Source organism: Clostridium sp. 'White wine YQ' (genome assembly GCF_028728205.1).
Lineage (GTDB): Bacteria > Bacillota > Clostridia > Clostridiales > Clostridiaceae > Clostridium_T.
The window spans coordinates 2,403,257-2,428,736 of the sequence record NZ_JAQYUU010000001.1 but is presented as its reverse complement, the minus strand read 5'-3'; the positions used below and the strand labels follow the sequence as shown (position 1 = coordinate 2,428,736).

The 25,480-nt window shown below is 30.6% G+C and carries 19 protein-coding genes and 1 riboswitch; of the genes, 16 read left to right on the top strand and 3 right to left on the bottom strand.

What is annotated here, in order from left to right; translation table 11 throughout:
• Positions 1-128 precede the first annotated feature (128 nt).
• The 7 genes from PTZ02_RS12010 (at position 129) to PTZ02_RS11980 (ending at position 12,115) form a co-directional block, all read left to right on the top strand.
• The gene (locus PTZ02_RS12010; protein WP_274228018.1) at positions 129-1,049 is read left to right on the top strand and encodes an Ig-like domain-containing protein; all 921 of its coding nucleotides are present in this window, start codon (positions 129-131) and stop codon (positions 1,047-1,049) included.
• Between the two features lie 15 nt (positions 1,050-1,064).
• Complete coding sequence (locus PTZ02_RS12005) at positions 1,065-6,884, top strand: glycoside hydrolase family 38 C-terminal domain-containing protein (protein WP_274228017.1); 5,820 nt, start codon at positions 1,065-1,067, stop codon at positions 6,882-6,884.
• Positions 6,885-6,982: 98 nt separating this feature from the next.
• Positions 6,983-8,956, top strand: a complete 1,974-nt coding sequence (locus PTZ02_RS12000; protein ID WP_274228016.1) for a BglG family transcription antiterminator — start codon at positions 6,983-6,985, stop codon at positions 8,954-8,956.
• 231 nt (positions 8,957-9,187) lie between these two features.
• Positions 9,188-9,643, top strand: coding sequence for a PTS sugar transporter subunit IIA (locus PTZ02_RS11995; RefSeq protein ID WP_274228015.1), 456 nt, complete (start codon positions 9,188-9,190; stop codon positions 9,641-9,643).
• Between the two features lie 55 nt (positions 9,644-9,698).
• The gene (locus PTZ02_RS11990; RefSeq protein ID WP_274228014.1) at positions 9,699-10,745 is read left to right on the top strand and encodes a PTS fructose transporter subunit IIC; all 1,047 of its coding nucleotides are present in this window, start codon (positions 9,699-9,701) and stop codon (positions 10,743-10,745) included.
• 51 nt (positions 10,746-10,796) lie between these two features.
• Positions 10,797-11,108 carry a PTS fructose transporter subunit IIB gene (locus tag PTZ02_RS11985; RefSeq protein WP_202765615.1) on the top strand — a complete coding sequence of 104 codons (312 nt, stop codon included), beginning with the start codon at positions 10,797-10,799 and terminating at the stop codon, positions 11,106-11,108.
• Between the two features lie 218 nt (positions 11,109-11,326).
• On the top strand, positions 11,327-12,115 hold the full coding sequence (locus PTZ02_RS11980) for a site-2 protease family protein (protein ID WP_274228013.1): 789 nt from the start codon (positions 11,327-11,329) through the stop codon (positions 12,113-12,115).
• 42 nt (positions 12,116-12,157) lie between these two features.
• Here the strand turns inward: PTZ02_RS11980 and PTZ02_RS11975 are convergent, their stop codons facing one another.
• Complete coding sequence (locus tag PTZ02_RS11975) at positions 12,158-13,945, bottom strand: ABC transporter ATP-binding protein (RefSeq protein WP_274228012.1); 1,788 nt, start codon at positions 13,943-13,945, stop codon at positions 12,158-12,160.
• Entirely contained in the window at positions 13,942-15,681 is a 1,740-nt protein-coding gene (locus tag PTZ02_RS11970; RefSeq protein WP_274228011.1) for an ABC transporter ATP-binding protein, read from the bottom strand. Before PTZ02_RS11970 ends, PTZ02_RS11975 begins: the two co-directional genes overlap by 4 nt.
• Before the next feature lie 467 nt (positions 15,682-16,148).
• Here PTZ02_RS11970 and PTZ02_RS11965 point away from each other — a divergent pair, with 467 nt between their 5' ends.
• Together PTZ02_RS11965 and PTZ02_RS11960 are read left to right on the top strand one after the other, a co-directional pair.
• Positions 16,149-16,694 (top strand): sigma-70 family RNA polymerase sigma factor, encoded by a 546-nt coding sequence (locus PTZ02_RS11965; protein WP_274228010.1) that lies wholly within the window; start codon positions 16,149-16,151, stop codon positions 16,692-16,694.
• Entirely contained in the window at positions 16,688-17,446 is a 759-nt protein-coding gene (locus PTZ02_RS11960; protein WP_274228009.1) for a hypothetical protein, read from the top strand. The genes PTZ02_RS11965 and PTZ02_RS11960 overlap by 7 nt, the downstream gene beginning before the upstream one ends.
• Before the next feature lie 45 nt (positions 17,447-17,491).
• Here PTZ02_RS11960 and PTZ02_RS11955 read toward each other — a convergent pair whose 3' ends face one another.
• Positions 17,492-19,084 (bottom strand): peptide chain release factor 3, encoded by a 1,593-nt coding sequence (locus PTZ02_RS11955; RefSeq protein ID WP_274228008.1) that lies wholly within the window; start codon positions 19,082-19,084, stop codon positions 17,492-17,494.
• 282 nt (positions 19,085-19,366) lie between these two features.
• On the opposite strand from PTZ02_RS11955, the gene PTZ02_RS11950 reads away from it, so the two are divergent.
• The 7 genes from PTZ02_RS11950 to cobC all read left to right on the top strand — a co-directional run bounded on the left by PTZ02_RS11950 (position 19,367) and on the right by cobC (position 25,477).
• Entirely contained in the window at positions 19,367-20,182 is an 816-nt protein-coding gene (locus PTZ02_RS11950; protein WP_274228007.1) for a Cof-type HAD-IIB family hydrolase, read from the top strand.
• Positions 20,183-20,212: 30 nt separating this feature from the next.
• On the top strand, positions 20,213-21,040 hold the full coding sequence (locus PTZ02_RS11945) for a Cof-type HAD-IIB family hydrolase (RefSeq protein ID WP_274228006.1): 828 nt from the start codon (positions 20,213-20,215) through the stop codon (positions 21,038-21,040).
• A gap of 1 nt (position 21,041) precedes the next feature.
• Entirely contained in the window at positions 21,042-22,115 is a 1,074-nt protein-coding gene (locus tag PTZ02_RS11940) for a pyridoxal phosphate-dependent aminotransferase (protein ID WP_274228005.1), read from the top strand.
• A 98-nt stretch (positions 22,116-22,213) separates the two neighbouring features.
• Positions 22,214-22,382, top strand: a riboswitch (cobalamin riboswitch).
• Between the two features lie 155 nt (positions 22,383-22,537).
• Entirely contained in the window at positions 22,538-23,578 is a 1,041-nt protein-coding gene (cobT, locus tag PTZ02_RS11935; protein WP_274228004.1) for a nicotinate-nucleotide--dimethylbenzimidazole phosphoribosyltransferase, read from the top strand.
• Positions 23,575-24,135, top strand: coding sequence for a bifunctional adenosylcobinamide kinase/adenosylcobinamide-phosphate guanylyltransferase (gene cobU, locus PTZ02_RS11930; RefSeq protein ID WP_274228003.1), 561 nt, complete (start codon positions 23,575-23,577; stop codon positions 24,133-24,135). Before cobT ends, cobU begins: the two co-directional genes overlap by 4 nt.
• A 2-nt stretch (positions 24,136-24,137) precedes the next feature.
• Positions 24,138-24,878 (top strand): adenosylcobinamide-GDP ribazoletransferase, encoded by a 741-nt coding sequence (gene cobS, locus PTZ02_RS11925; RefSeq protein ID WP_274228002.1) that lies wholly within the window; start codon positions 24,138-24,140, stop codon positions 24,876-24,878.
• Between the two features lie 8 nt (positions 24,879-24,886).
• Complete coding sequence (gene cobC / locus PTZ02_RS11920) at positions 24,887-25,477, top strand: alpha-ribazole phosphatase (RefSeq protein WP_274228001.1); 591 nt, start codon at positions 24,887-24,889, stop codon at positions 25,475-25,477.
• The last annotated feature ends 3 nt before the right edge of the window (positions 25,478-25,480 follow it).

Here is a 25,480-nt window from a genome sequence, read left to right as displayed (position 1 = left end):
TTTTCCTCACATGCGTTTGGAAAGGCCGATGCGATAAAAAAATCGACGGCTAATAATCGCCTTGACGATTTTTTTAAGGAGGTGATAAGGCAAAGAAAGGATAAATCTCATGAAACGGGGGAGTTTAAGTGAAGAAGGTCATAACTATTTTGTGTACTTTTCTAATGTTATTTACTTTTAGAACAATAACATATGCTGAAGAGAATACAATTCAGATTACAACTGATTCTAAAGAGTACCAAAAAGGTGATACAGTTAAGGTTATAGTAAAAACATCTAATGCAAATGATCTATATAGTGTAGATTTATCTATGAACTATAACGTAGAGGATTTGCAACTAATTAGTGCTAAGTTTGATGTGTTTAGTGAAATGGGAAGAAAAACAGATAATGGAACAGACAGATATCTTCTCTCTATCCTTGGAAAAGATAAAGGAGTAAATGGAGAAGTAAAAATAGGTGAGTTTGAGTTTAAGGCTTTAAAAACTGGAGATACAAAAATAACCTTACCATCCACAATATTTGTAAATAGTAAGGAAGAGAAAGCAGAAGGAATTAAAGCAAACTCATTAAGTATAAATGTTATAGAGAAGCCACAAGTAGTGAATGTTGAAAGTATAACATTAAACACTAATAAATACAGGTTAAAGGTAGGAGAAGAGTATAAATTAGTCCAAACCATTTTACCTAAAAATGCTTCAAATAAAAATGTTAGATGGACATCAAGTAATGGCAGCATAGTTGAAGTTAAGGATGGATGTATAAAAGGAATAGATGAGGGCAAAGCCTTAATAACAGTAACAACTGAGGATGGCAATAAGACAGCTACATGTAGTGTGGAGGTATATAAAGATAATTCAAATAATAATGGTAGTGGTGGTAATAACGGTAGTAATGGAGGAAATGGATCTAATGATCAACCAGGTGAACAGGAACCAGGTGGGAATACAAATATAGGTAAACTACCACAGACAGGAAAATATAATTATTTTCCAGTAATAGGATTGGGCATGATAGTTTTAGGCGTTATTATAAAGAAACACAATTAATGAAGGGGGAGAAACATGAACAGGTTATCTAAAAAGCTCGTTGGAATTGTTACAATGGCTTCTATGATAGTAACAGCTTTACCGGCAACAAGTGTCTTTGCATATGATAAAAGTCAAACAGTTCATGCACTAGGGAATTCGCATATAGATGCTGCATGGAACTGGAGATACGAAGAAACTATAAGAGAAGTTAATACAACCTTTAAAAGAGCACTTGATTTAATGGATGCTAATCCAGATTATAAATTCACTCAATCTTCTTCTAAATTTTATCAATGGGCAGATGAATATTACCCAGAGTTATCAAAGAGAATAAAGGAAAAAGTGAAGTCAGGAAATTGGGAAGTTGTAGGGGGACAAGTCATTGAACCGGATTTGAATACCACAAGTGGGGAATCTTTAGTTAGACAATCTTTATATGCTCAGCAATATTTCAGAGACAACTATGGACAAACTGCAAAAGTTGGATGGGTTCCAGACGTATTTGGCTTTAATTATAATATGCCTCAGATACTTAAGAAAAGTGGAATGGATTACTTTATAACAACAAAATTAAATTGGAATGACACTAATAAATTCCCATATGAATCCTTCAATTGGAAAGCTCCAGATGGAAGTGAAGTTCTTACCTATAAGCCAACTTTTGATTATTCATTTAGTGGGAGCGCTATAACTCAATCGAATGTATCAAGTACTATGAATTATCCAAGTTCAAAGGGACTTTCAGATAGTATACTATTATATGGATCAGGAGACCATGGTGGAGGACCTAATAATACTGATTTAACCAACTTCAAAAATATAAATAGTAAGGCTGATGCACCAAATGTTGTTTTTGATACAGCTTTGAATTCTTTTAGTAAAATTGAAGCTAAGGCTGATTCTTTACCAACAGTAGACGATGAGCTTTATTTAGAAAAGCATAGAGGAACCTTAACTTCTGCAGCATATATGAAAAAATATAATCGTGAAAGCGAGATAAAGGCAGAAGAATCAGAAAAACTTAGTTCTATTGCAACTTTGTTAGGATCAGAAAGCTATCCTCAAGGTAAGATTGATAAAGCTTGGGATAAAACAAATTTAAATCAATTCCATGATGTTTTACCAGGATCAGCAATAACTGCTGTATATAATGATGCTTTTAATGATGCAGAAATAGCATTAAACCAATTAGGTGGAACAATGAAAAATGCTATGAATGGAATAGCAAGTAGAGTAAATACTGATGGAGAAGGAAAAGCATTGGTATTATACAATCCACTTTCTTGGGATAGAGAAGAGACTGTTGAATCAGTTGTTATACTTTCAGCTACTGATAAAGATATAACTATTTTAGATGAAAATGGAAAAGAGGTACCAAGCCAAATAGTAAACAAAAACGGTGCAAAAGTTACTGTTTCCTATAAAGCAAAAGTACCTGCAATGGGATATACTGTTTATAGAGCAGTAGAAAAAACTTCTACAGCTAAAAATAGTACTATTACTGTAGATAATACCAATAAAACAATAGAAAATCAATTCTTTAAACTAAAATTAGATACAAAAACAGGAAATATTTCTAGTCTTTACGATAAGGTTAATGGAAGAGAAGTATTTGAATCAGGGAAACAAGGGAATGAACTACATGTTCTAGAAGATACTCCAAGAGAATGGGATGCTTGGGATGTCGATGGAGATGACATGAGAAGTACTCCATATGTTATAAATGACCTTGTATCTATTGATCTAGTTAATGATGGACCGAATAAAGCTACTTTCAGAGTTACCAAGAAATGGTCAAGTTCTACATTTGTACAAGACATATCTCTTTACTCTGACACTAATAGAGTAGATGTAGGAATGAATGTTGATTGGAATGAATATCAAAAATTATTAAAAGTTGCATTCCCAATGAATATAGCAAATCCAGAGAAAGCAACTTATGAAATAGCATATTCGTCAATAGATAGAAGTACAGATAAGAGTAGTTCAAAATTTGAAGTTTCAGGGCATAAATGGGCAGATATATCAAAGGATGGATATGGTGTATCAATATTAAATGATAGTAAATATGGATGGAATACCTTTGGAAATGTTATGCGTTTAACATTATTAAAAGCTGCAAATGATAGAGGTGGGGTAGAGGATAGAGGACATCAAGTAATCAACTATTCTATATATCCACATGCAGATGATTGGAAAGCAGCTAATACCGTTAAAAAGGGGTATGAATTTAATTATCCAATAATTTCTCAAGAAGTTGATAGTCATGCAGGAGATTTAGCTAAAACTCAATCATTTGGTAAGGTTGATAAAGACAACGTTATATTAACTGTATTAAAGAAAGCTGAAAAGTCTGATGATTATATCATAAGACTATATGAATCAAAGGGTGAAGCATCTACAAATGTTAAAATAAATCTTCCAGCAGGAATTGAAAGTGCTGTAGAGACAAATTTAATTGAAGATAATTTAGATGGGGCTCCAGTACCAGGAATAAATGGTAATACACTTTCAACAACCCTAGGAAAGTACGAGATAAAGACATTTAAGGTGAAGTTTAATAATTCTTCAATATTTAAAGATCATAAGCCAGTAGCAAAACCATTAGATTTGAGTAAGGACTTTAATATAGATGCAATATCTTATGATACAAATAGAAAAGATGGTGACTTTAATGGTAAGGGAGAAACCTTCTCAGCAGAGTTAATGCCAGATAAGGTTGTAAGTGAAGACATTAGCTTTAATATTGGTTCAAAAGATGATGGAGCTAAGAACTTCATTCAAGCAAAAGGACAAAGTGTTCAAGTACCTCAAGGAGAAAAACATGGCTTCCTATATCTTTTAGGTGCATCTGCAGGTGGAAGAAATGATGGTGAGTTTAAGGTAAATTATAAAGATGGCACATCAACTAGTAAAGATTTGAGTTTTACTGATTGGCAAGCAACCATAGGAAATGATCAAAAGACATATGTTAGAGATAATATTGCTATAAACTTAACGCATACTCATATTCCTACTGGTAACACTTATGATATAGACAATAATCTTTTTGTTTACAAGGTGGCATTAGATGGAAATAAAGAAATAAAAGATATACAATTGCCAGATTCACAAGGAATTAAGATAGCTGCAATGAGCTTTGTTGATGGAGATATACTTGCAAATTCTGATACAGAGGCACCATCAAAGGTTCAAAATCTTAAAGTTACTGGTCCAAAAGAATATTATTCTCCATATTTAGATTTATCTTGGGATGCTGCAAGTGATAATGTTGGTGTAGCTAACTATATGATATATAGAGCATCAAAAGAAGACTTATCAGATTTGACTTTAGTTGGAGTATCTGAAAATACTAGTTATAGAGATGAAAATGTTGAACAATTAGGTAAGTACACTTATATAATTAAGGCAGTGGATTTTGAAGGAAATACTGGAGAAGCTTCAGAAAAAGCAAGTCATTATGCATGTGGAAATATAGCATTAGGAGCGACTGCAACAGCTGATGGATCCATGAATGAGAGTGAGAGTCCACAAAAAGCAGTAGATGGAGATCTTACTACTAAGTGGTGTATAAATACAGGTAAGATTGAGCCACACTGGATAACTATTGATTTAAAACAAGAGCGTACAATTGATGGATTAAAACTTTTCCATGCAGGTGCAGGAGGAGAATCAGCTACTTGGAATACTAGTGACTACACTGTATTAGTTGGAAATGACTTGAACAATTTAACCGAAGTAGACAATGTATCAAATAATACTAAAAATATTACAGAACATCAATTTACAACACCTGCTAAAGGAAGATATATTAAGATAAATGTAACTAAGCCTACAGTAGATGGAAATGCTGCAGTAAGATTATATGAGATAAAGGTACTAGGAGACGATAAGGATTTCGTTGCATCAGTTCCAGAAGAAGCGCCATCTATTAAGGATGTGAAACAGGAAAATACTTCAGTTATAGTAAACTTTAATGAAGTAGATAAAGCGGATAGCTATATATTGGAATATGGTACTGAAAAAGGAAAGTATACTAATAAGATTGAAAATATCAAAACCAATACTATTTCATTAAGTGGATTAACAATTGGATCGACCTACTACTTTAGAGTAACGCCAGTTAATATTATGGGTCAAGGTAAGCCTTCAGAAGAAGTTAGTTATACTGTTAGAAAGCCAGTAATAACAACTGTAGATTTAAGCAATTCATTTAACTTAGATGGAATAGCGACAATAGAAAATAAAACAGATGGCAGCTTTGATGGACAAGGATGGGCATATGATGGAGCTACTATTCCAGAATCAATAACTTATGAAAACTTGCTATTTAAATTAGGATCAAAGAAAGACGGAGATAAAAATGTAATTAAATCGCTTGGGCAAGAAATTACATTACCTTCAGCTAATGCTAATAAGATATACTTCTTAGCGGCATCAAATAAGAGTAATCCACAAACTGCAAATGTAGTAGTAACTTATGATGACGGAACTACCGATAATAGACAATTTGTTGTTAGTGATTGGTGCAGGAGTGCAGCAACAAGTAGTGGTGAAGTTTCAGTACTATATAGTGAACAAAGAATTCAGAATTCTTCTGGTTATACTGGTCCTGCAACAAATATATATATGAATAGTATAAGTGTAGATCAATCAAAGAAACTTAAGAGCATAACATTACCTAATAATGATGGAATTAAGATATTTGCTATGACATTAACAGGTTTAGAAGCTGACGCTCCTAAGTCAGATAATGCTTACTTAAGTGGAATAAAGATCGGAGATCAGGACTTAGATAATTTCAACAAAGAAACTTATGAATATAACGTTATACTTCCATGGAATGAAGTTAATGCACCAAAAGTTTCAGGAATTGCAGAAGATTCAAAGGCAACTGTAGATTTAACTCAAGCAGAAAAGGTTCCAGGAACAGCAGCAATTAAGGTTAAAGCAGAAGATGGAACTGAGAAAGTCTATAAAATTAATTTTGTAAATGAAATATCATTGAATAAGGTTGAATTAAGTGCAGAGGCATTGGCTCTTGAAACTGGAAAAACAACAAATCTTAAGATAAAGGCAACTTTAAGTGACGAAAGTGAAGCTGATAATAGTAAACTTAATGTTCAGTATACAGTTGGAGATTCACAAATTTTAAGTGTTAAGGATGGAGTTGTTACTGCATTAAAGGCAGGAGAAACTACAGTTAAAGCATCAGTTACCTTAAATGGAAAAGTTGTAGAATCTAATACAATTACTATAAAGGTTACTGAAAGTGCAATGGAACCTGTAGTGACATCACTTACACCAAATAAAAAAGTTGTTAATGCAGGTGATGAAGTAGAATTTAAGGTTTCAGCGGATAAAGCAAAAGACTTAGCAGGATTTGATTTTACACTTTCATACAATAAAGAGCTATTTGAGTTAACTAAAGTTTCAGTAAATGAAAAGTTTGGATTTAGTGATTACAATGTAATTTCAAATGGAGTTAGAGTATTAGGTACTATTGTAGGAAATAATCCAGGAATAAGTGAAAAGACAGACTTGGTAACATTTACTTTTAAAGTTAAAAAGACAGATAAAAATATGGAATTTGTTTTGAATAAGGAAGCAAATTACACTGATGTTAACGGTAAGATTTTCACTTCTACTGAAGATGTAAAAACTTCACTTAATACTATGCGTAGTGCAGATACTAATAATGATGGTAAGATTATGATAGATGACTTGACAAGAGTAGCTAGAAGATTTGGTCAACCTGTAACAGGTGAAAATGAAAAGTATGATTTAAATTATGATGGAGCAATTGACATTCAAGATATAGCTATAATTGCAAAGACAATTTTAGGAAAATAATGTGGAGGGAGGAGCTGTTTCAAAAGAAAATTATACTACTTTTGGGGCGGCTCTTTTCCAAAAACAAATTTAATTAATTGATTATAAGGGTGATAATTATGGAAAGAGCAAATGAAATAATAAATATGTTACTTTCTGAAAATGATTATTTAACAACAAATGCGATTGCTGACAGGCTTAAAGTATCTAATAAAACTATTAGAAATGAATTTAATAAAATTGAGGAGATAATAAATAAATATAATTTAGAACTAGATAGAAAACCAGGAAGTGGAGTTTCAATTATAGGAAATGAGTTAGATATTATTAGTTTAAAGGAAGTAGTAAAACATATTAAAAACATAGTACCTTATTCATCAGAGGAGAGAAGAAATTATATATTAAATAGACTTTTTAAAGATAATACCAATTTAACAATAAGGCAATTAGCTACTGAATTATATGTAAGTAAGTCTACAATTCATAAGGATTTAATTTTAGTTTCAGAGTGGCTTTCATCATTTGACCTTACGCTAATTAAGAAACCCAATTTAGGAATAGAAATAGAAGGAAAAGAACAAGATTGGAGAAATGCATTCATCACGTTATTGTCATCACTAAATAATCGTGAAAGCAAAGATTATGTATTTAAGGATAATTTAAATATTAATAGTAGATTGGATGGGACTGTTTTAAATAAATTAAATTCTATAAGTCAATTAGATTATTATATAATTGAAAAAATTCTTTCAGAAGCAGAAGAAGAGTTGCAGTATGATTTCTCTGATGAGGCTTTTATAAATTTGATGATTCATATAGCCTTGAGTATTAAAAGAAAAGAGACAAAAGGAAGTTCAAATATAGCCAAAGGCTTAATTAATCCAATTGAAGGCAAAAAGGAATATGAAGCAGCTAAAAGTATAATAAGAAAAATAAATGTATATTTTAAAGTTAAACTTCCAGAATATGAAATTTACTATATAACTGTCCACATATTAGGATCCAAAAGATATGAACAAATTGATTCATCTGTAGTCACAAATATGGAAAATAGAAAAGAGGATCTGTCAGTTACAATTGCTAATGAAATTATAGGTATTATTGAAAATTATTTAGGAATTTATTTGCAAGAGGATAAGCAATTTAAGAATGCACTTATAATGCATCTTAGTCCAACAATAAATAGAATTAAATACGGATTAACCCTAAGAAATCCAATAACAGATGATATAGAGGAAAATTATCCTGAAGCATATGGGATAGCGTGGCTTAGTAATACAATATTTAAAAAGTATTTTGGGAAAATTATTTCAAGAGAAGAGATAGGATATTTAGCACTCCATATTGCAGCAGCCATTGAAAGAAATAGAAAACCATTAAAAGTTTTAGTAGTGTGTTCGAGTGGAATAGGAACCTCGCAGTTATTAGCGCTTAAAATAAAGAGACATTTTAGTGATATACAAGTGTTAGATGTAATTTCAGCATTATCAATTAAAAAGATGGATTTGAATGGAGTAGACCTTATAATATCAACAGTTGCAACAAATGTGAAGATCCCCCAAGTACTTATAAGTCCTCTGCTTTCTGAAAAAGATGTAAGAAAATTAGAGATTGTCATAAACTCAATAAAAAACAAAACTCCTATCTTAGACAAGGAATCTGTAATTAATGAGGATTTCATATATATTAATGAACAATATAATAGCAAGGAAGAGCTAATAAAAAATATATGTGAAAAATTAAGAAATCGAAGTTATATAAATGATGGATTTCTACAAAGTATTTTAGAGAGGGAAGAGAAATACACTACTGAAGTGGGAAATGGAGTAGCAATACCCCATGGAAACTTTAAGTATGTTAATGTACCTATAGTTGTATATATTAAGCTTAAAAAACCTATTATGTGGAAAGAAGATATGGTTCAAATAGTATTATTAGTATGTACTAGAGAAAAAGATACTACACAGTTCATAAAATTCTTTAGAAACTTTTATAAGCTTATTGAATCTGAAGAAGAAATTAGAAGGCTAGGAAATTATACAGATAAGGGTATAGTTAGAGAATGCTTAGAGAATATATTTTATGAAAATTAAGAGAGTATAATTTCAAAATCACTAGGAATGTACATTCCTAGTGATTTTTTTTACTGCTTAATTGTATGGAATTTACCACATCATTCTGTGAATAATAGTAAACGGTTAAACCGTTGAAATCAGTGGGGTTTGGAGTATAATTAAGGTATGGAAATAAGTGGTAATTACTAAATATATAGAAGTTAAAATAGATAGCTATAACTATTTAATATAGAAGGAAAGGATGTTTTTATGATAGTAGATGAAAAACTAATTGAACTCGAACTTAACGTTAAGGATAAAAATGAAGCAATATATAAATTAGCAGAAATGGCAGCTAAAGCTAACAAGATATCTTCAGTAGATGAATTCGTAAATTCAGTTTTAATGAGGGAGGAGGAATTTTCAACAGGAGTAGGAAATGGTATTGCAATACCTCATGGTAAAAGTAAGTCAGTAAATGAGGCTATGATAGTACTTGGAATATGTAAGAATCGTATAGAGTGGGATTCTCTTGATGGAGATCCAGTAGAGATAATTTTTATGTTAGGGGTACCAGAAGAAAATGCTAATAATATACATCTTAAGATATTGTCAAATCTATCAAGAAAACTTATGGATGAAGATTTTGTGAGGCGTTTAAAAGAAAGTAAAACAGTAAAATCAGTACTTGAAATATTGAATGAAATTGAAGTTAAAAATATCTAGAATATCTTTATCTTGTGAGGATAATTGATATAAATAAATGAAGGGAGAAATGAAAATGAAAGAGGAATTAAAGCGACTAAGGGAGTATCTAATGACAGGGGTATCGTACATGATACCAATAGTAGTAATCGGAGGAGTTTTTATAGCATTATCTATTGCTCTTAGCGGAGTTCAAGAAGGACAGGGCGCGGTTGTAACTAATCCATTTTTGACAAAATTAATGGATATAGGAAGTGCATCATTTTCTTTAATGGTTCCAGTACTTGCAGGATTTATCGCTTATGCAATTGCTGATAGACCAGGTTTAGCACCAGGATTAGTTGGTGGTGTTTTATCTAATAATATTAAGGCAGGTTTTTTAGGTGGAATTATAGCAGGTTTAATCGCAGGATATATAGCTAGATGGATTAAAGGATGGAAGGTAAATAAAAATTTAAGACCAATAATGCCTATATTCGTAATACCATTATTAACTTCTTTGGCTGTAGGATTGTTAATGTTATTTGTAATTGGTAATCCAATAGCATCATTAATGGCATCTATGACTGAAGGCTTAAAATCAATGAGTTCAGGAAACTCAGTTTTATTAGCAATTGTAATGGGTGCTATGATAGCATTTGATATGGGTGGACCAGTAAACAAGGTTGCATTTATGTTTGGTTCAGCTATGATTGCTGAAGGTATCTATACTGTAATGGGTCCAGTTGCTGTAGCGATTTGTATTCCTCCACTAGCTATGGGAGTAGCAACATTACTAGCACCTAAGAAATATACGAGAGCAGAAAAAGAAGCTGGTAAAGGTGCACTTGCTATGGGCCTCATAGGAATAACAGAGGGAGCTATACCATTCGCAGCTGGTGATCCTTTAAAAGTTATACCATCAATAGTAACTGGTTCAGCTGTAGGAGCTGCAATAGCAGCAATAGGAAAGGTTGGAGATCATGCACCTCATGGTGGACCAATAGTTCTTCCTGTTGTTGACAATAGGGTAATGTTCATAATTGCAGTTTTAGTTGGAATAGCAGTAGCTGCAATAATGGTAAATTTATTGAAGAAGGAAGTTCCTGAAGAGGAATTGGATGATTTGGAAGTAGAAGACTAGTATCAGTTTAAGACTATTATTTGGTAAGTGAAAAGAAAAGGGGAATTATTTATGAATATTGTTGCTATAACAGCATGTCCTACTGGCATTGCACATACTTATATGGCTGCTGAAGCCTTAGAAAAAGCTGCAAAAAAGTTAGGACACAAGATTAAAGTAGAAACTCAGGGATCAATAGGAATAGAGAATAGAATTACTGAAAAGGAAGCTAAAGCGGCTGATTTAGTAATTTTTGCAGCAGATGTTGCAGTAAAAGAAGAAAAAAGATTTAATGGGAAAGTAATTTATAGGGTTGAAGCTCAAAAAGCTATTAAAAATCCCAAGGATGTAGTTGAAAAGGCTGTAGAGCTTATAAAGGAATAATTTCAAGTTTTAATTATAGCTGATTTAATTTTACGTTGTAATAGTTTATAGATACAGTGTAGAAAATACAAACTTTTTGGTTATAAACACCTCCAATCTAGTATAGATATACTTATGGAGGTGTTTATTTTATGGATGCATCAATACTTTTAGTTATTATTCTAGCTGCATTAGTAAAGATATCTCCACACAAGTAAGATAAAGTAAAAGGAGCACAAGTGAATGAAGTAATATTTATTGTAATTTTATACATTTCCATAGCCATTCATGAATTAGGGCATCTTATAGCATTGAATATATTTGAAATAAAGGTGAAAAAATATCAGGTTGGAATAGGTACAAGTATATTAAACTTTTATATAAAAGGGATAGAATTTAACTTAAAGCTTATTCCAATAGGTGGAATGATTATGCCAGATGAGAGTGACTATGAAAAAATGAAATTAGGTAATAAATTAGTAGTGTGTTTAAGTGGAGTTCTAGCAAATTTATCTATAGCAGTTTTAGGATTATTTATATATGCTAAAGGTGATATCAATATAGTTAGTTCAATTGTAAATGATATATTAGTACTTATTAAAAACTATCTAAGCTTTGATAAGTTAACTTTCTATGACAATAGTTTTTCAATATTACTAACTGATGAGGTTAATAGTGTGGATTCAATAATACTAAATCATATAGTTTTAATAAATTTCGGACTCTTCTTATTAAATTTAATACCTATACCTCCACTGGATGGAAGCAAGCTTATAACTGAACCACTAACTCTTTTTTTTATTATCTTAGGTTTTAATAAAGTTAAAATAATAAAAACTATCAATATACTTTCAGTTTTGGGGATTATATTGATGTTTATACCTATAACCTCAAATATAATTTTAAAATTTATCAGAGAGAATTTGAAATTGTCCACTATTCTTTATGTAATAATAGGAATTTTAATTTGTTTGATTATATTAGAAGTTAAAACAGAATATTTATCTAGAAAAATATTTAAAAAATGAAGGGAAACAACTTATAATTGTTTCCCTTTCATTTTTTATATGCTAAGCGCCTTCATTCATTAATTTATATTGAGACATATAAAGTGAATAATAGGAACCTTTTAATTCAATTAATTCATCGTGATTTCCATTTTCAATAATCTGACCATCATCAATAACCATGATTCTATCGCAATCCCTAATGGTAGAAAGTCTATGAGCTATAACAAAAGATGTTCTTCCAGTAAGAAGTTTTTCTATACCTTGCTGAACAAGTTTTTCAGTATGGGTATCAATATTAGAGGTAGCTTCATCTAGAATTAATATCCTTGGATTTGCTAGGAGTGCTCTAGCAAAGGAAAGAAGCTGTCTTTGACCAACTGATAATTTTGAACCTCTTTCACTTACCTCTGTATCATAGCCCTTTTCAAGCTTCATTATAAAATCATGAGCATTAACAGCTTTAGCAGCTGCAATTACTTCTTCATCTGTAGCATTTAACTTACCATAACGTATATTTTCTTTAATAGTAGAAGAAAACAAGAAGGTATCTTGAAGCATTATTCCCATTTGACTACGAAGAGATTCTAAGTCCATGTGTTTAATGTTCTTATTATCTATTAGAACTTTACCGCTAGTTGCATCATAAAATCTACTTATTAGATTAACAATAGTTGTTTTTCCAGCACCAGTAGGTCCAACAAGAGCTATATTTTCTCCAGGGGTAACCTTAAAGCTAACATTATTTAGAACTTTTTTCTTGGAGTCATAGCTAAAAGATACATCTTTAAATTCTACAGTTCCTTTTATCTCAGGGAAAACTTCAGCTGAATCTATCGAATATATATCTGGCTTAATTTCCATGATTTCAAATATTCTTTGGGCAGCAGCGAAATTAGTTATTAGAGTATTATAAAAGTTGCTTATATTTACAATTGGTCTCCAAAACATTCCTATATACATAGTAAATGCAATTAATGTTCCTATGGTTATTTCATTAGAATCAATTAGCTTTATACCATTTAAGAAAACAATTATGGTTCCAATTCCCCAAGATAATTCAACTAAAGGCCAAAAGAAATCATTGTATCTAACAGCATCCATAAACCTATCTAACATATCAGTTAGAAGTGTTGAAAAGTTCTTATTTGTTAAGTTTTCGTTTGCGAAGCCTTGAACTATTTTGACTCCAGAAAAATTTTCATGAGTATAAGCATTTAAATTGGATCTTTTACTTCTATAAATCTCCCACTTTTTTCTAGAAATTGTTTCAATAGAAAACATTAAAATAAATAGTATAGGGAGTAGAGCTATTGATGCTAAAGCTAACTTAGCATTCATGAAAAACATAATGAAGGTTACACAAATCAAACTTAGTAATTCAGGGATAAGACTTGTAACACTGTTAGTGAATAAGTCTCCAAGAGCATTTACATCCCCTATAACTCTTGCTAGAATTTTCCCAACTGGCCTTGAGTCAAAGAACGCAAAGCCAAGTTTTTGTATATGAGTATATAAGTCATTACGTATACTTACAAGGGCATTATTTGTAACAGAAGACATTATCAATATTCTAAATCTTGAAGCAATCATAGAAGCAACATTTAAAACAATAAATAATAGTGCTAAAATCATCAATCCATTGTAGTCACTGTTACCAATATATTTATCAATAGAAATCTTTAGGAAATATGGATTTACAAGTCCTACAACCATTACAAATATTAAAAGTAATATTACTATAAAAACCTTAAGTCCATAGGGTTTTAAATAAGAGAATAGTCTTTTTAAAACCCTAGTTCTTGGTAAGGTCAGTATCATCTCATCTTGTTTTATGGAGTTTATACTCATGCAATCACCTCCTGAGTAATAGTTTCAAAATCTTTAAATTGTTCTTTGTAAATTTCATAATACTTTCCCTTAAGCTCTATTAGCTCATGGTGAGTACCTTTTTCAACTATTTCACCATTTTCAAGGAATAGTATTATATCAGCATTTTTAACTGCAGAAATCCTATGAGCTATGATAAATACAGTAGATTTATCATTTAAAGAGTTAAGGTTCTTTAGAAGTTGAAATTCAGTTTCCATATCTAAGGCAGAGGTAGCATCATCAAGTATAATAATTGGAGCCCTTCTAACTAGTGCTCTAGCAATAGATATTCTCTGTTTTTGTCCGCCTGATAAACCTAATCCTCTTTCACCAATTACTGTATTATAGCCTTCTGGAAGCTTAGTTATAAATCTACTTGCGCAGGCTAGGTTAGCAGCTTCAATAATTTGTTCATCACTCGCATTTCTATTACCAAAGCGAATATTTTCTTCTATGGTATCAGAAAATAAGAAAACGTCTTGAGGAACTATGGCAATATTACTTCTTAGGTCATTAAGTTTAATGTTTTTGACATCAATTCCATCAATTAATACTTTTCCTTTTGATACATCATAGTATCTTCCAAGTAGGTTAATTATAGATGTTTTTCCAGAACCCGTAGTACCCATTATTGCGACTGTACTTCCAGCAGGAATTCTTAGATTAATATCATTTAATACTTCCTCTTCTCCGTATTTAAAAGAAACATCTTTGAAATCAATATTTCCATTTATCTTAGATAGAGAAACTGAAGCAGAAGAATCTTTTATAGAAGGTTCTATATCCATTATCTTAAATATTTTATTAGCTGAAGCATTATTTTGAGCAATTATATTTATAAGCCAGCCAAGCATTCTCATAGGCCAGATTAAGTTCCATATATATCCGCTGAAGGCGACTAACGTTCCAAGAGTAATCTCTTTATTTATTACAAGAATTCCTCCTAAAGCAATCATAATTACTAAAGAAATGTTAGTTAAGAGTTCAATTGGAGGAAAGTAATCTGCTGTAATTTTTGCCTGGTCCATATTAAGCTTATAGTTCTTGCGATTCATTTTAAGAAATTTAAGAATTTCATGTTTTTCTCTACCAAAGGCTTTTACAAGTCTAACCCCTGAAATATTTTCTTGAGCAGTTGTATTTATAACGGCATTTTGGTCACTAATTTTTTCATAGGAATCTACTATTTTTGATTCAAGCTTTATAGCAATATAAGCTATTGGAAGCATTATTAGTATACAAGCTAAAGCAAGTTTCCAATCAAGATAAAGTAATATAACACTGCTGAATACAAAGTATAGAGAATTTTCAACGAATAATCTTAAACCAAAGCCTATGGCTCTCCAGATATTTTCGATATCTTCACCAATTCTAGACATAAGTTCACCAGTGTTCATTTTGTCAAAGTAACCAAAGGGAAGTTTTTGAATATGAGCAAATAATTCTTCTTTTAAATCTTTAGTTACCTTAGCGGATAAAAGATCAAATAAATATTCTTTTATATAACCAAAAACAGCTTTAATTATATTAATAACTATTATTCCACCTATTAAATAAGGGATTAAAGTTCTATCTCCACCAGTAATTACTTTATCAATAAATAGTTTTTGAACATAAGGTTCAAATAAACATACCACAATAACAAGAAGCATTGAAAAGGTAGGTATAGCGAGTAACCATTTGTGTTTAAAAATATAGTTTAGTATACGTTTCATAAAAGTGTAACCTCCTTTTAAAATGATTTTATTTGAAAAAATACATTCTCCGCGCTAGCAATGGAGAGCATTTTTATTAACAAAAATGAAAAAAGCCATGGACATACCATGGCTAAAAAACGTAAAAAAGTGTATAAAAAAACCATGGAACAATAGTCCATGGTGTAATAAACCCTTTTTATTAATTACTAATAACAAAAGAGACAGGACTATTGAATATTTTATTTAATTTTGTTAAATTATTAAATCTAAACATGGTTAACATATTTCCTACCTCCTTAAATTATTTTTATGATACAAGTAGAATAACATCATTGGAAATGCTTGTCAATAAAAAATGCAAAAAATTTAGTCTTTTTATAATATAATTAAAATAATGAATATTCCAAAATTTATAAAATAATAATTTGTAATTTGTCAGAAAGAGAAAAGATACTAACGTATTAATGGTATAGGAGGTGGAAATCATGGAAGATATTGATATAGTGAGAGGGATTATGTGTGGAGATCAAGATGCAATTAAAGAATTGAATAATAGATATGGGAAAATATTATTTGGAGTTTTAAATAAAGTATTACATGAAGCCTATGAAAGAAATGAAATAGAGGAATGCTTTAATGATTTATTGATGACCATATGGAATAAGATAGTTTTCTATAGGGAAGATAAGGGAAGTTTATTAAACTTTCTTGTGGCAGTTGCAAAATATAAGGCAATAGATTATAAAAGAAAACTTGTTAAGCAAAGTAGTCAGTTAGAGCTTAAAGAAGAAATATTATTAGAACAAGAGTATCAAGAAAATGGATTTAATTATGAAGGTGATGAAGGATTTTATAGCTTAATTAGAAATCTAAAGGAAGAAGAGAAGCAAATATTTATAAAAAGATATTTATTTGAAGAACCAATAGAAAAGATTGCAAAAGATATAGGAAAATCCAATGATTATATTTATCAAAAATTATCAAGAGGAAGGAAAAAGATAAAATTAGAATTGGAGGTGCAACCATGTTAGAAGATAAGATAATAAGCGAATTAAATGGCATTAGCTTTAGTATAGATGAGTTAAAAGAATATGAAGATTGGGGAACAATAAGTGATGAAAAATTAAGTGAAATATCTTATGATCTTCAAACTAGTTATTCTAGAGAGAAGGTTAAAGATATAGGTCAATATGTAAGTGAACTTTTACTAGAAGGAGAGTATATTGAGAAAACAGTAAAAGCTACAGATCCTAAGATGTTAGAAGCAATGATGACATTTGCAGCAATTGTGCCAGTAGCCTTTATTGGAGGCGGAGATATAAAATATAGCCATATAAATTTCTTCACCAATAGAAGAATTATTGTGGTCGGGTATAATATTACATCTAATAGGTATATCACATATATATATGACAAGGAAGAAATAGTAAATATAAGAATGGATAAGAGTATCCCATTATATAGAAATGAAAAAAATAAGAAAAAAAGTGAATATGCAAGATGGGAATTAATGAACTCTGTCATGCCAATTATAATATCTTTTGTTGCATTATTCTATCCATATTATTTATTTAAAAAGGCTACTGGATTTAATAATGGAATAGTAGAAACTATAGTGGGGTTAACATGTATGTTTTTAGGCTATCACATTGGTAGATATATGAGACCAAGAGGGGAAAGTGAGGTTATAATTGAGATGAAAGATGGGAAAAAATTTGATTTCTTTATTAGAAATTATAACTATAGAGAGATTAAGAATTATTTGAAGTATATGAATAAATAATTAATACAAAACCCCACTAGAGATAAATCTAGTGGGGTTAATTTATTAATCTTCACTTTTACCTACATCAGAAAGAACTAAACCTTTATTGTGATCTAATGCCCAAGAAATACCCCAGTCATTTTGGAATATCAATAGGTTTCTATCCTTTAAGTCTTTAACTTTCTTTGTATCTGAAGTTAAATTTAATGAGTCAATATCAATAGTAGTATTCTCAATCCACCTAACGTATCTATAAGAAAGTCTATCCATCTTAATATCTACGTTATATTCACTCTTAAGTCTATATTCCAATACTTCAAATTGAAGTACACCAACAACACCAACAATTATTTCTTCCATTCCTACATGAATTTCTTTAAATACTTGTATTGCACCTTCTTGAGCAATTTGAGTAACACCTTTAATAAATTGTTTTCTCTTCATAGTATCTACAGGTCTAACTCTTGCAAAGTGTTCTGGAGCAAAGGTTGGAATTCCTTCAAATTTAAATTTCTTACCGCTACATAAGGTATCTCCAATAGAGAAAATACCTGGATCAAAAACTCCAATTATATCACCAGCATAAGCTTCTTCAATAATTTCTCTATCTTGAGCAAGGAATTGTTGAGGTTGAGATAATTTTATCTTCTTTCCACCTTGGATATGATGAACCTCAAGTCCTTTATCAAATTTACCAGAACAAATTCTCATAAAAGCAATTCTATCTCTATGAGCTTTATTCATATTCGCTTGTATCTTAAATACAAAAGCTGAAAAATCCTTGTTAAATGGATCTATTTCTCCCATTGAAGAATTTCTAGGTAATGGAGCTGTAGTAAGTTCTAAAAAGTGTTGTAAAAATATTTCAACACCAAAATTAGTTAATGCAGAACCAAAGAATACAGGTGATAATTCTCCTGCTTTAACTTTTTCTAAGTCAAATTCATCTCCAGCAACATCTAATAATTCGATGTCTTCTTTAAGTTTATCATGAAGAGGTGCTCCTAAAAGATCTCTAAAAGCAGGATCTTCGATGTTTCCTTCAATCATTTCAACTTCTGTTTGACCGTGATTACCACCATTAAATACTGCAATTGCTTCTTTATCTCTTTCATAAACACCCTTAAAGTCCTTACCTGAACCTATAGGCCAGTTAAGCGGATATGACTTAATTCCAAGTTCATTCTCAATATCTTCTAATAATTGGAATGGATCTTGAGCTTCTCTGTCCATCTTATTTATGAAAGTGAATATTGGAATTCCTCTTAATGAACATACATGGAATAATTTCTTTGTTTGTTCCTCTACACCTTTAGCAGCATCAATAACCATAACAGCAGAATCAGCAGCCATAAGTGTTCTATATGTATCTTCAGAGAAGTCCTGATGTCCAGGGGTATCTAGTATATTTATACAGTAACCTTGATAGTTAAATTGCATAACTGAGGAAGTAACAGATATTCCTCTTTGCTGTTCTATTTCCATCCAGTCAGAAACTGCATGCTTTGAAGCTTTTCTTGCTTTAACAGATCCAGCAAGTCTTATAGCTCCACCATATAAAAGTAATTTTTCAGTTAGGGTAGTCTTACCGGCATCTGGGTGAGAAATAATAGCAAAGGTTCTTCTTTTCTCAATTTCTCTAATAAAATCTGCCACCTTGAGTTCCTCCTTAAGTGATTATATTAATTAAATAGAATTATTATCTTTAAAACAAACTACATTATATCAATTGAAGCGGGAAAATTCAACTAAAAATACAAGGGCAAAAGTGTAGAGATTGAAGAAATAAGAGTGAATTCGATTTTAAATAAAGTGTAAAAATACTTTCAATTTTCATTTTTAGAAATTTGCACTGCCATAAATAGAAGTATTATTATATAAGTAATAATAAAATATGGACATTCAATATGTCGAGATAGGTTTGGGGGAATGAATAAAGTGTATAAGTTAGTGTCTATTGATATAGATGGAACATTACTTGGAAGTAATAGACTGGTATCAGAAAAAACAAAGGAAGCAATAAGAAAAGCTACAGAACTAGGAGTAAAGATTGTTATAACATCTGGAAGACCAATTAATAGAGTTATTGAGTTAGTTAAAGAACTTGGTTTGGACAAAGATGAAGAATATGTCATAGCCAATAATGGATCTACAGTGCATAACACTAAGGACTTATCTATTATTTATGAAAGGCACTTAAGAGGAAAGGATCTAAAAAAAGTTTATAAGGTATTCAAAAGAGATGGATTAGCTTTTGAAGCTCATATGGATAGAGGATCATTAGTAGAAAAAGATATTGTAAATGTATTGCCAAACAACTGGAGATTGTCTTCTTCAGATACAAAAATAATTGATCTTAATAAAGAGTTAGATGATGAAGAAAAAGTCATTAAGTTTTTAATTATATCAAAGGTTGATGTGTTAGATGATATATATGAAGATATAAACAAAAAATTTAGTAATGAATATAGCATTGTTAGAAGTTTTGATCATCTATGCGAGTTTATGTATAAGGGATGTAATAAAGCAACAGGGTTAATGGAGCTAGGAAAACACTTAGGAATTAATCAAGATGAAATAATGTCCATTGGCGATGAACTTAATGATTTTGAAATGATTGAGTATGCAGGACTCGGAGTAGCAATGGGGAATGCTAGAGATGAGATTAAGAACATTGCAAACTATATAACTAAAAGTAATGATGAAGACGGAGTAGCATATGCACTAGAAAAGTTTATAATTAATACTAGATAACTTAAGATATTTAATGCAGGAGGACTAATTATGTACAAACTAATTGCTATAGATATGGATGGAACTTTGTTAAAAGATGATAAGAGTATTTCTGATATAACAAAGATGGGTTTAAAAAGTGCCCAAGAATTAGGTGTAAAGATAGTTCTTACTTCAGGAAGACCCATTCAGGGAATAAAGAAATACCTAGATGAATTAGATCTTACAGGAGAAGAAGATTATGTTATTGGTTTAAATGGAGCTTTAATTTGTAAAACAAGTGATTATTCAGTTGTAAGTAGTAATGCAACATTAACTGGGAAAGACCTAAAATATATTTATAATAAGGTAAAAGGACTTAACACATATATACATGCATTTACTAATAATGGTGACTTAGTTAATAAAACAAGTAAGTTTTCTGACAATGAAGAAAAGAGATTAAACTTAAAGATAAAGCAAGTAGATTTTCTTAAAGATGTGTTAGATAATGATGAAATACTTAAAGTGGTTTTAGAAGAAGAGAAGGAAGTATTAGATAAAATTACAGCAAAAGTTCCTAAGGAATTATTTGAAGAGTACAATGTTATTAGAAGTGTTGATTTTATGTTAGAATTTATGAATAGAGGGTGTAATAAGGCTTCAGGATTACAAAAGTTAGTTGAATACCTAGGGATTTCTAAAGAGGAAATAATTGCAATTGGAGACGCAGAGAATGATATAGAAATGATAGAATATGCAGGACTAGGTGTTGCAATGGGAAACGCAAAGGAAGAGATTAAAAGTATTGCGAATTTTATAACGAAGAGTAATGAAGAAGACGGAGTAACATTTGTAATAGAAAAATTCATAGTAGATACAGCTAAAGGAGAGAAATAATTTGAAGGATGAAAGATGGAAGCATGGTGGAGATATATACACTAATGGTTTATTCAAAGGAAAAGAACTTGTAGATTTTAGCTCTAATATAAATCCTTTAGGTGTCACTGACATGCTTAAAGATTCCATAGGGGAATTATTTAATGAGGTAGTAAGATATCCTGATTATCAATATAGAGAATTAAAGGCAAGTATTAGTGAATACCTATTAAGATATGAAAATATAAATATATCTAGTGAGGAAATGATTCTTGGGAATGGTGCGTCAGAGATATTAGACTTATCTATAAGTAAGATTAGTAAATTGGGAATAGTTGTGCCTTCTTTCGTCGAATACGAAGATTTTGCTTTAAAGTATAGTGCGGAAATTGAGTATATAAATTTAACTGAGGATTTTCAGTATGATTATAGTGAAATATTAAGTTCTTTAAAGAATTTAGATGGAATAATTCTAGGGAATCCTAATAATCCAACTGGAAATATAATCGATAAAGAGAGATTTCAAGAGGTATTAGATTTTGCAGAAAAAGAGAATAAAAAGATTATAGTAGATGAGGCATTTGTAGAGTTTTCAAGAGAAGGTAGTTCATTAGTAGATAAAATAGCTAGTTATAAATGTTTAGTAATAATTAGAGCATTTACTAAATTCTTTGGAATGCCAGGAGCTAGACTAGGATATGGAATAACCAGTGATAAGGAATTTATAGAAGAATTAAAGAAATATCAGCTTCCTTGGAATATAAACTCTTTTGCAGAAATAGCGTTGAAAAAATCCTACAAAGATGAAAATTACATAAGTAAAAGTAGAGAGTGGATAGCTAATGAAGTTGGTTATATGAAAAATGAACTATCTAATCTATCAGTATTTAAAAAAGTTTATGATACAAATTGTAACTTCATTTTATGTAAGTTAGATACAATGAAAACTAGTGAATTATATGAAAGGCTATTAAATAAAGGAATACTCATAAGAAATTGTTCAAATTTCAAAAATCTTGATGATACCTATGTAAGGTTTGCAATAAAGTCTAGAAATCTAAATGAATTGCTAATTGATAATTTGAAGGATTTATAGCGCATTTACAAAGAATTATTAGTGTGATATTATTTAAAAAACTGAATAGTATATCTTAAGGTGCCTAGTAAAGATAACAATTTTTGAATCAATAGATTGAGAAAAGTTATTTTACAGGTTAAAAGGGAATTGGGTTAAACGCCCAGGCAGCCCCCGCTACTGTAATGAGGATGAAACCTATATTAAACCACTGAGGGAAAACCCTTGGGAAGGATAGGGAGTAGGATGAATCAAAGCCAGAAGACCTGCCTAAGATGTGATAGGGTAAATTTTTCGGAGGGAGAAAGGAAACCATTAAGTGATTAGCATTATTAATAATTAAATGAACATGTAGATTTATTTTATATTGCTAAAATATTAGATTAATGTTTCCAGTGGATATTCCGCTGGTTTTTTTATTATAAAAAATTGGGGTGAAGGAAATGAACAAAAATGCAATGCTTCAAGCTAAGGAAAAATTAGATAACTTAATTAAGCCTATAGGTAGCCTTGGAGAACTAGAGAATATAGCAATTAAATTTGCAGGAATAACTGGCAAGGTAGAAAATCAAATAAATAAAAAAGCAATTGTTATTTTTTCCAGTGATAATGGGGTATGCGAAGAGGGGGTAGCATCAGCACCTCAAAGCGTTACTGCTATGCAGACAATAAACTTCTTAAGAGGAATTACGGGCATAGGTGTTCTTGCAAGAGTTAATAATTGTGATCTTAAAGTCATAGATATTGGCATAAAGGAAGAGATTAATTATCCTGGTTTAATAATAAAAAAGATAAGAAAAGGAACTTCTAATATAGCAAGAGGTGAAGCTATGACTATTGAAGAAGCAAATGAGGCTATTAATACTGGAATAGAAATAGCTTATGACCTAAAAAAGCAAGGGTATGACATTATCGGAACAGGAGAAATGGGGATAGGTAACACTACTAGCTCATCTTCAGTACTTATTGCACTAACAAATTGTAGTATTGATGAAGCAGTAGGAAGAGGTGCAGGACTTAAAGACGACCAGCTTACCTTGAAAAAGCAAGTAATCGAGAAAGTGATACAGATTAATTCGCCAATTAAAGAAGATCCTATGGATGTATTACATAAGGTCGGAGGCTTTGATATAGCTGGAATGGTTGGATTGTATCTAGGAGCTAAAAAGTATGAATTGCCAATAGTTATAGATGGGTATATTTCAGCAGTGGCAGCATTAATTGCATATAGAATAGATCCTGAAACAAAGGATTATATGTTCCCATCTCATATCTCAAAGGAGCAAGGATATAATATTGCAATGAATGAACTAGGATTAAATCCAATGTTAAATCTTTCAATGAGACTTGGTGAGGGGTCAGGATGCCCCCTTGCAATAAATATTATAGAAAATTCATTAAAGATAATAAATGAAATGGGAACTTTTGAGGAAGGAAATGTAGATATAAAAGATTATAAAGACCTATGGAGGGAAGAAATATGATCTTAGTAACTGGAGGGGCTAGAAGTGGAAAGTCTTCTTTTGGAGAAGAGTTGCTTAAGGATAAAGAAAAAGTACTATATATTGCAACATCAATACCTTTAGATGGTGAAATGAAGGAAAGAGTACAAAAGCATAGAAGTAGTAGAAATCCAAGTTGGGATACATTAGAAGCTTATGAAAATATAGCAACAAAAATTAAAAATGTATATGATGGAATTATTTTAGATTGCATTACTGTTATGATTACAAACCTACTTTTTATGAATATGGAATCCTTTGAAGAGAAAGATTTAATTAAAGTTGATTATAGGAAAAAAGAAGAGGATATTTTAAAAGAAATTTCTTTTATGATAGAGGAATTTAAAAATATTGAGGATAACTATGGAACAGAGATAGTCATTGTCACCAATGAAGTTGGAGCAGGGCTTGTTCCAGAACATAAATTAGGAAGAGAATTTAGAGATATTGCAGGAAGAGTTAATCAATATATTGCGAGAGAAGCTGATAAGGTATTTTTAGTTGTAAGCGGCATACCAGTTAAGATTAAGGGGGAATAACCTTGAAAAATTTTATATTGATACTTCAATTTATGACTAGAATACCTATAAATATTAATTTAAAAGTTGAAAGAGAAAACTTTCAAAAAGGAGTAGCTTTTTTCCCATTAGTAGGACTTATAGTTGGTGCGTTTGAAGCATCTATATTTTATATAAGTAGTAGAATAGTTCCTTTTAATACTTCTATTTTTGTAACAGTAATTTCACATGTAGTTATTACTGGTGCTATTCATATAGATGGTTTAGGTGATACCATAGATGGGATTTTTTCAGGTAGAAGTAAAGAGAAAATACTTGAGATAATGAAAGATTCTAGAGTGGGAACCTTTGGAGCTTTAGGAATAATATTTTTAATAGCAGGTAAGATTATTACCCTTTCTTCAATAAACTCTATAGAGATATATAAGGGGATTATTTTAGCACCTATAATTTCAAGAACTTTGATTACTCTTCTTATGTATAAAAGAAAATATGCAAGAGAAAAAGAAGGCATGGGAGATTTATTTATTGGAGTATTAGAGAAAAAGAATTTTATTATTGCATTATTGACGGGGATTATGCTGATTTCTATTATAGGAAGAATACAAGGAGTAGTTTTATTAAGTATTTGCTTTTTTTTCACAATACTATTTAGAAATTATATAGAGAAAAGAATAGGCGGGATAACTGGAGACATATTAGGTGCGTCAGTAGAATTAAATGAGTTATTAGTATTTTTAATATACAGTAGCTATTTATTTTAGGAGATAAAATGAAGATATTATTAATTAGGCACGGTGAAACAGAGGGAAATTACAAAGGTTTATATCAAGGGAGAAGTGAATATGGCTTAAATGAAGAAGGAAAGAAACAAGCAATTAAGCTAGGAGAATTACTTAAGGATTATAATATTTCAAAAGTATATTGTTCACCTCAAAAAAGATGTATAGAAACCTTAGAATTAATGAATAAAAAGTTTAGAGATATAGTATTCAGTGAAGAACTTCGAGAAATCGATTTTGGAAAATGGGAAGGCTTAAATTATAAAGAGATAGAAAAGTTATTTCCTGGGGAATGGAAAAACTTCATAGCAGATTATAGTAGCTTTACTTTCCCAAAAGGGGATTCCTTTAAAGACTTTTATTATAGATGTAATAGTTTTTTAGATAAACTTAAAAATGAAAAAGATAATGAAGTTATATTAATAGTCACCCATGGAGGGGTAATAAGAGCTTTATTTAGTGGTATTTTGTCTTTAGGATTAAAAGGATTTTATATAGTAAACCCTATGCAGGGAGCTTACAGTGAAATAAATATCTTCGGTAGTGAAGTAGAGATAAAGTACGTTAATAAGGATAATTAGGGG

What these genes read in the sequence shown, in the direction of transcription:
- PTZ02_RS12005 (WP_274228017.1), top strand. Translation starts at nt 1,065, where the DNA reads ATGAACAGGTTATCTAAAAAGCTCGTTGGAATTGTTACAATGGCTTCT.
- PTZ02_RS12000 (WP_274228016.1), top strand. Translation starts at nt 6,983, where the DNA reads ATGGAAAGAGCAAATGAAATAATAAATATGTTACTTTCTGAAAATGAT.
- PTZ02_RS11995 (WP_274228015.1), top strand. Translation starts at nt 9,188, where the DNA reads ATGATAGTAGATGAAAAACTAATTGAACTCGAACTTAACGTTAAGGAT.
- PTZ02_RS11990 (WP_274228014.1), top strand. Translation starts at nt 9,699, where the DNA reads ATGAAAGAGGAATTAAAGCGACTAAGGGAGTATCTAATGACAGGGGTA.
- PTZ02_RS11985 (WP_202765615.1), top strand. Translation starts at nt 10,797, where the DNA reads ATGAATATTGTTGCTATAACAGCATGTCCTACTGGCATTGCACATACT.
- PTZ02_RS11975 (WP_274228012.1), bottom strand. Translation starts at nt 13,945, where the DNA reads ATGAGTATAAACTCCATAAAACAAGATGAGATGATACTGACCTTACCA.
- PTZ02_RS11970 (WP_274228011.1), bottom strand. Translation starts at nt 15,681, where the DNA reads ATGAAACGTATACTAAACTATATTTTTAAACACAAATGGTTACTCGCT.
- PTZ02_RS11965 (WP_274228010.1), top strand. Translation starts at nt 16,149, where the DNA reads ATGGAAGATATTGATATAGTGAGAGGGATTATGTGTGGAGATCAAGAT.
- PTZ02_RS11960 (WP_274228009.1), top strand. Translation starts at nt 16,688, where the DNA reads ATGTTAGAAGATAAGATAATAAGCGAATTAAATGGCATTAGCTTTAGT.
- PTZ02_RS11945 (WP_274228006.1), top strand. Translation starts at nt 20,213, where the DNA reads ATGTACAAACTAATTGCTATAGATATGGATGGAACTTTGTTAAAAGAT.
- cobT (WP_274228004.1), top strand. Translation starts at nt 22,538, where the DNA reads ATGAACAAAAATGCAATGCTTCAAGCTAAGGAAAAATTAGATAACTTA.
- cobU (WP_274228003.1), top strand. Translation starts at nt 23,575, where the DNA reads ATGATCTTAGTAACTGGAGGGGCTAGAAGTGGAAAGTCTTCTTTTGGA.
- cobC (WP_274228001.1), top strand. Translation starts at nt 24,887, where the DNA reads ATGAAGATATTATTAATTAGGCACGGTGAAACAGAGGGAAATTACAAA.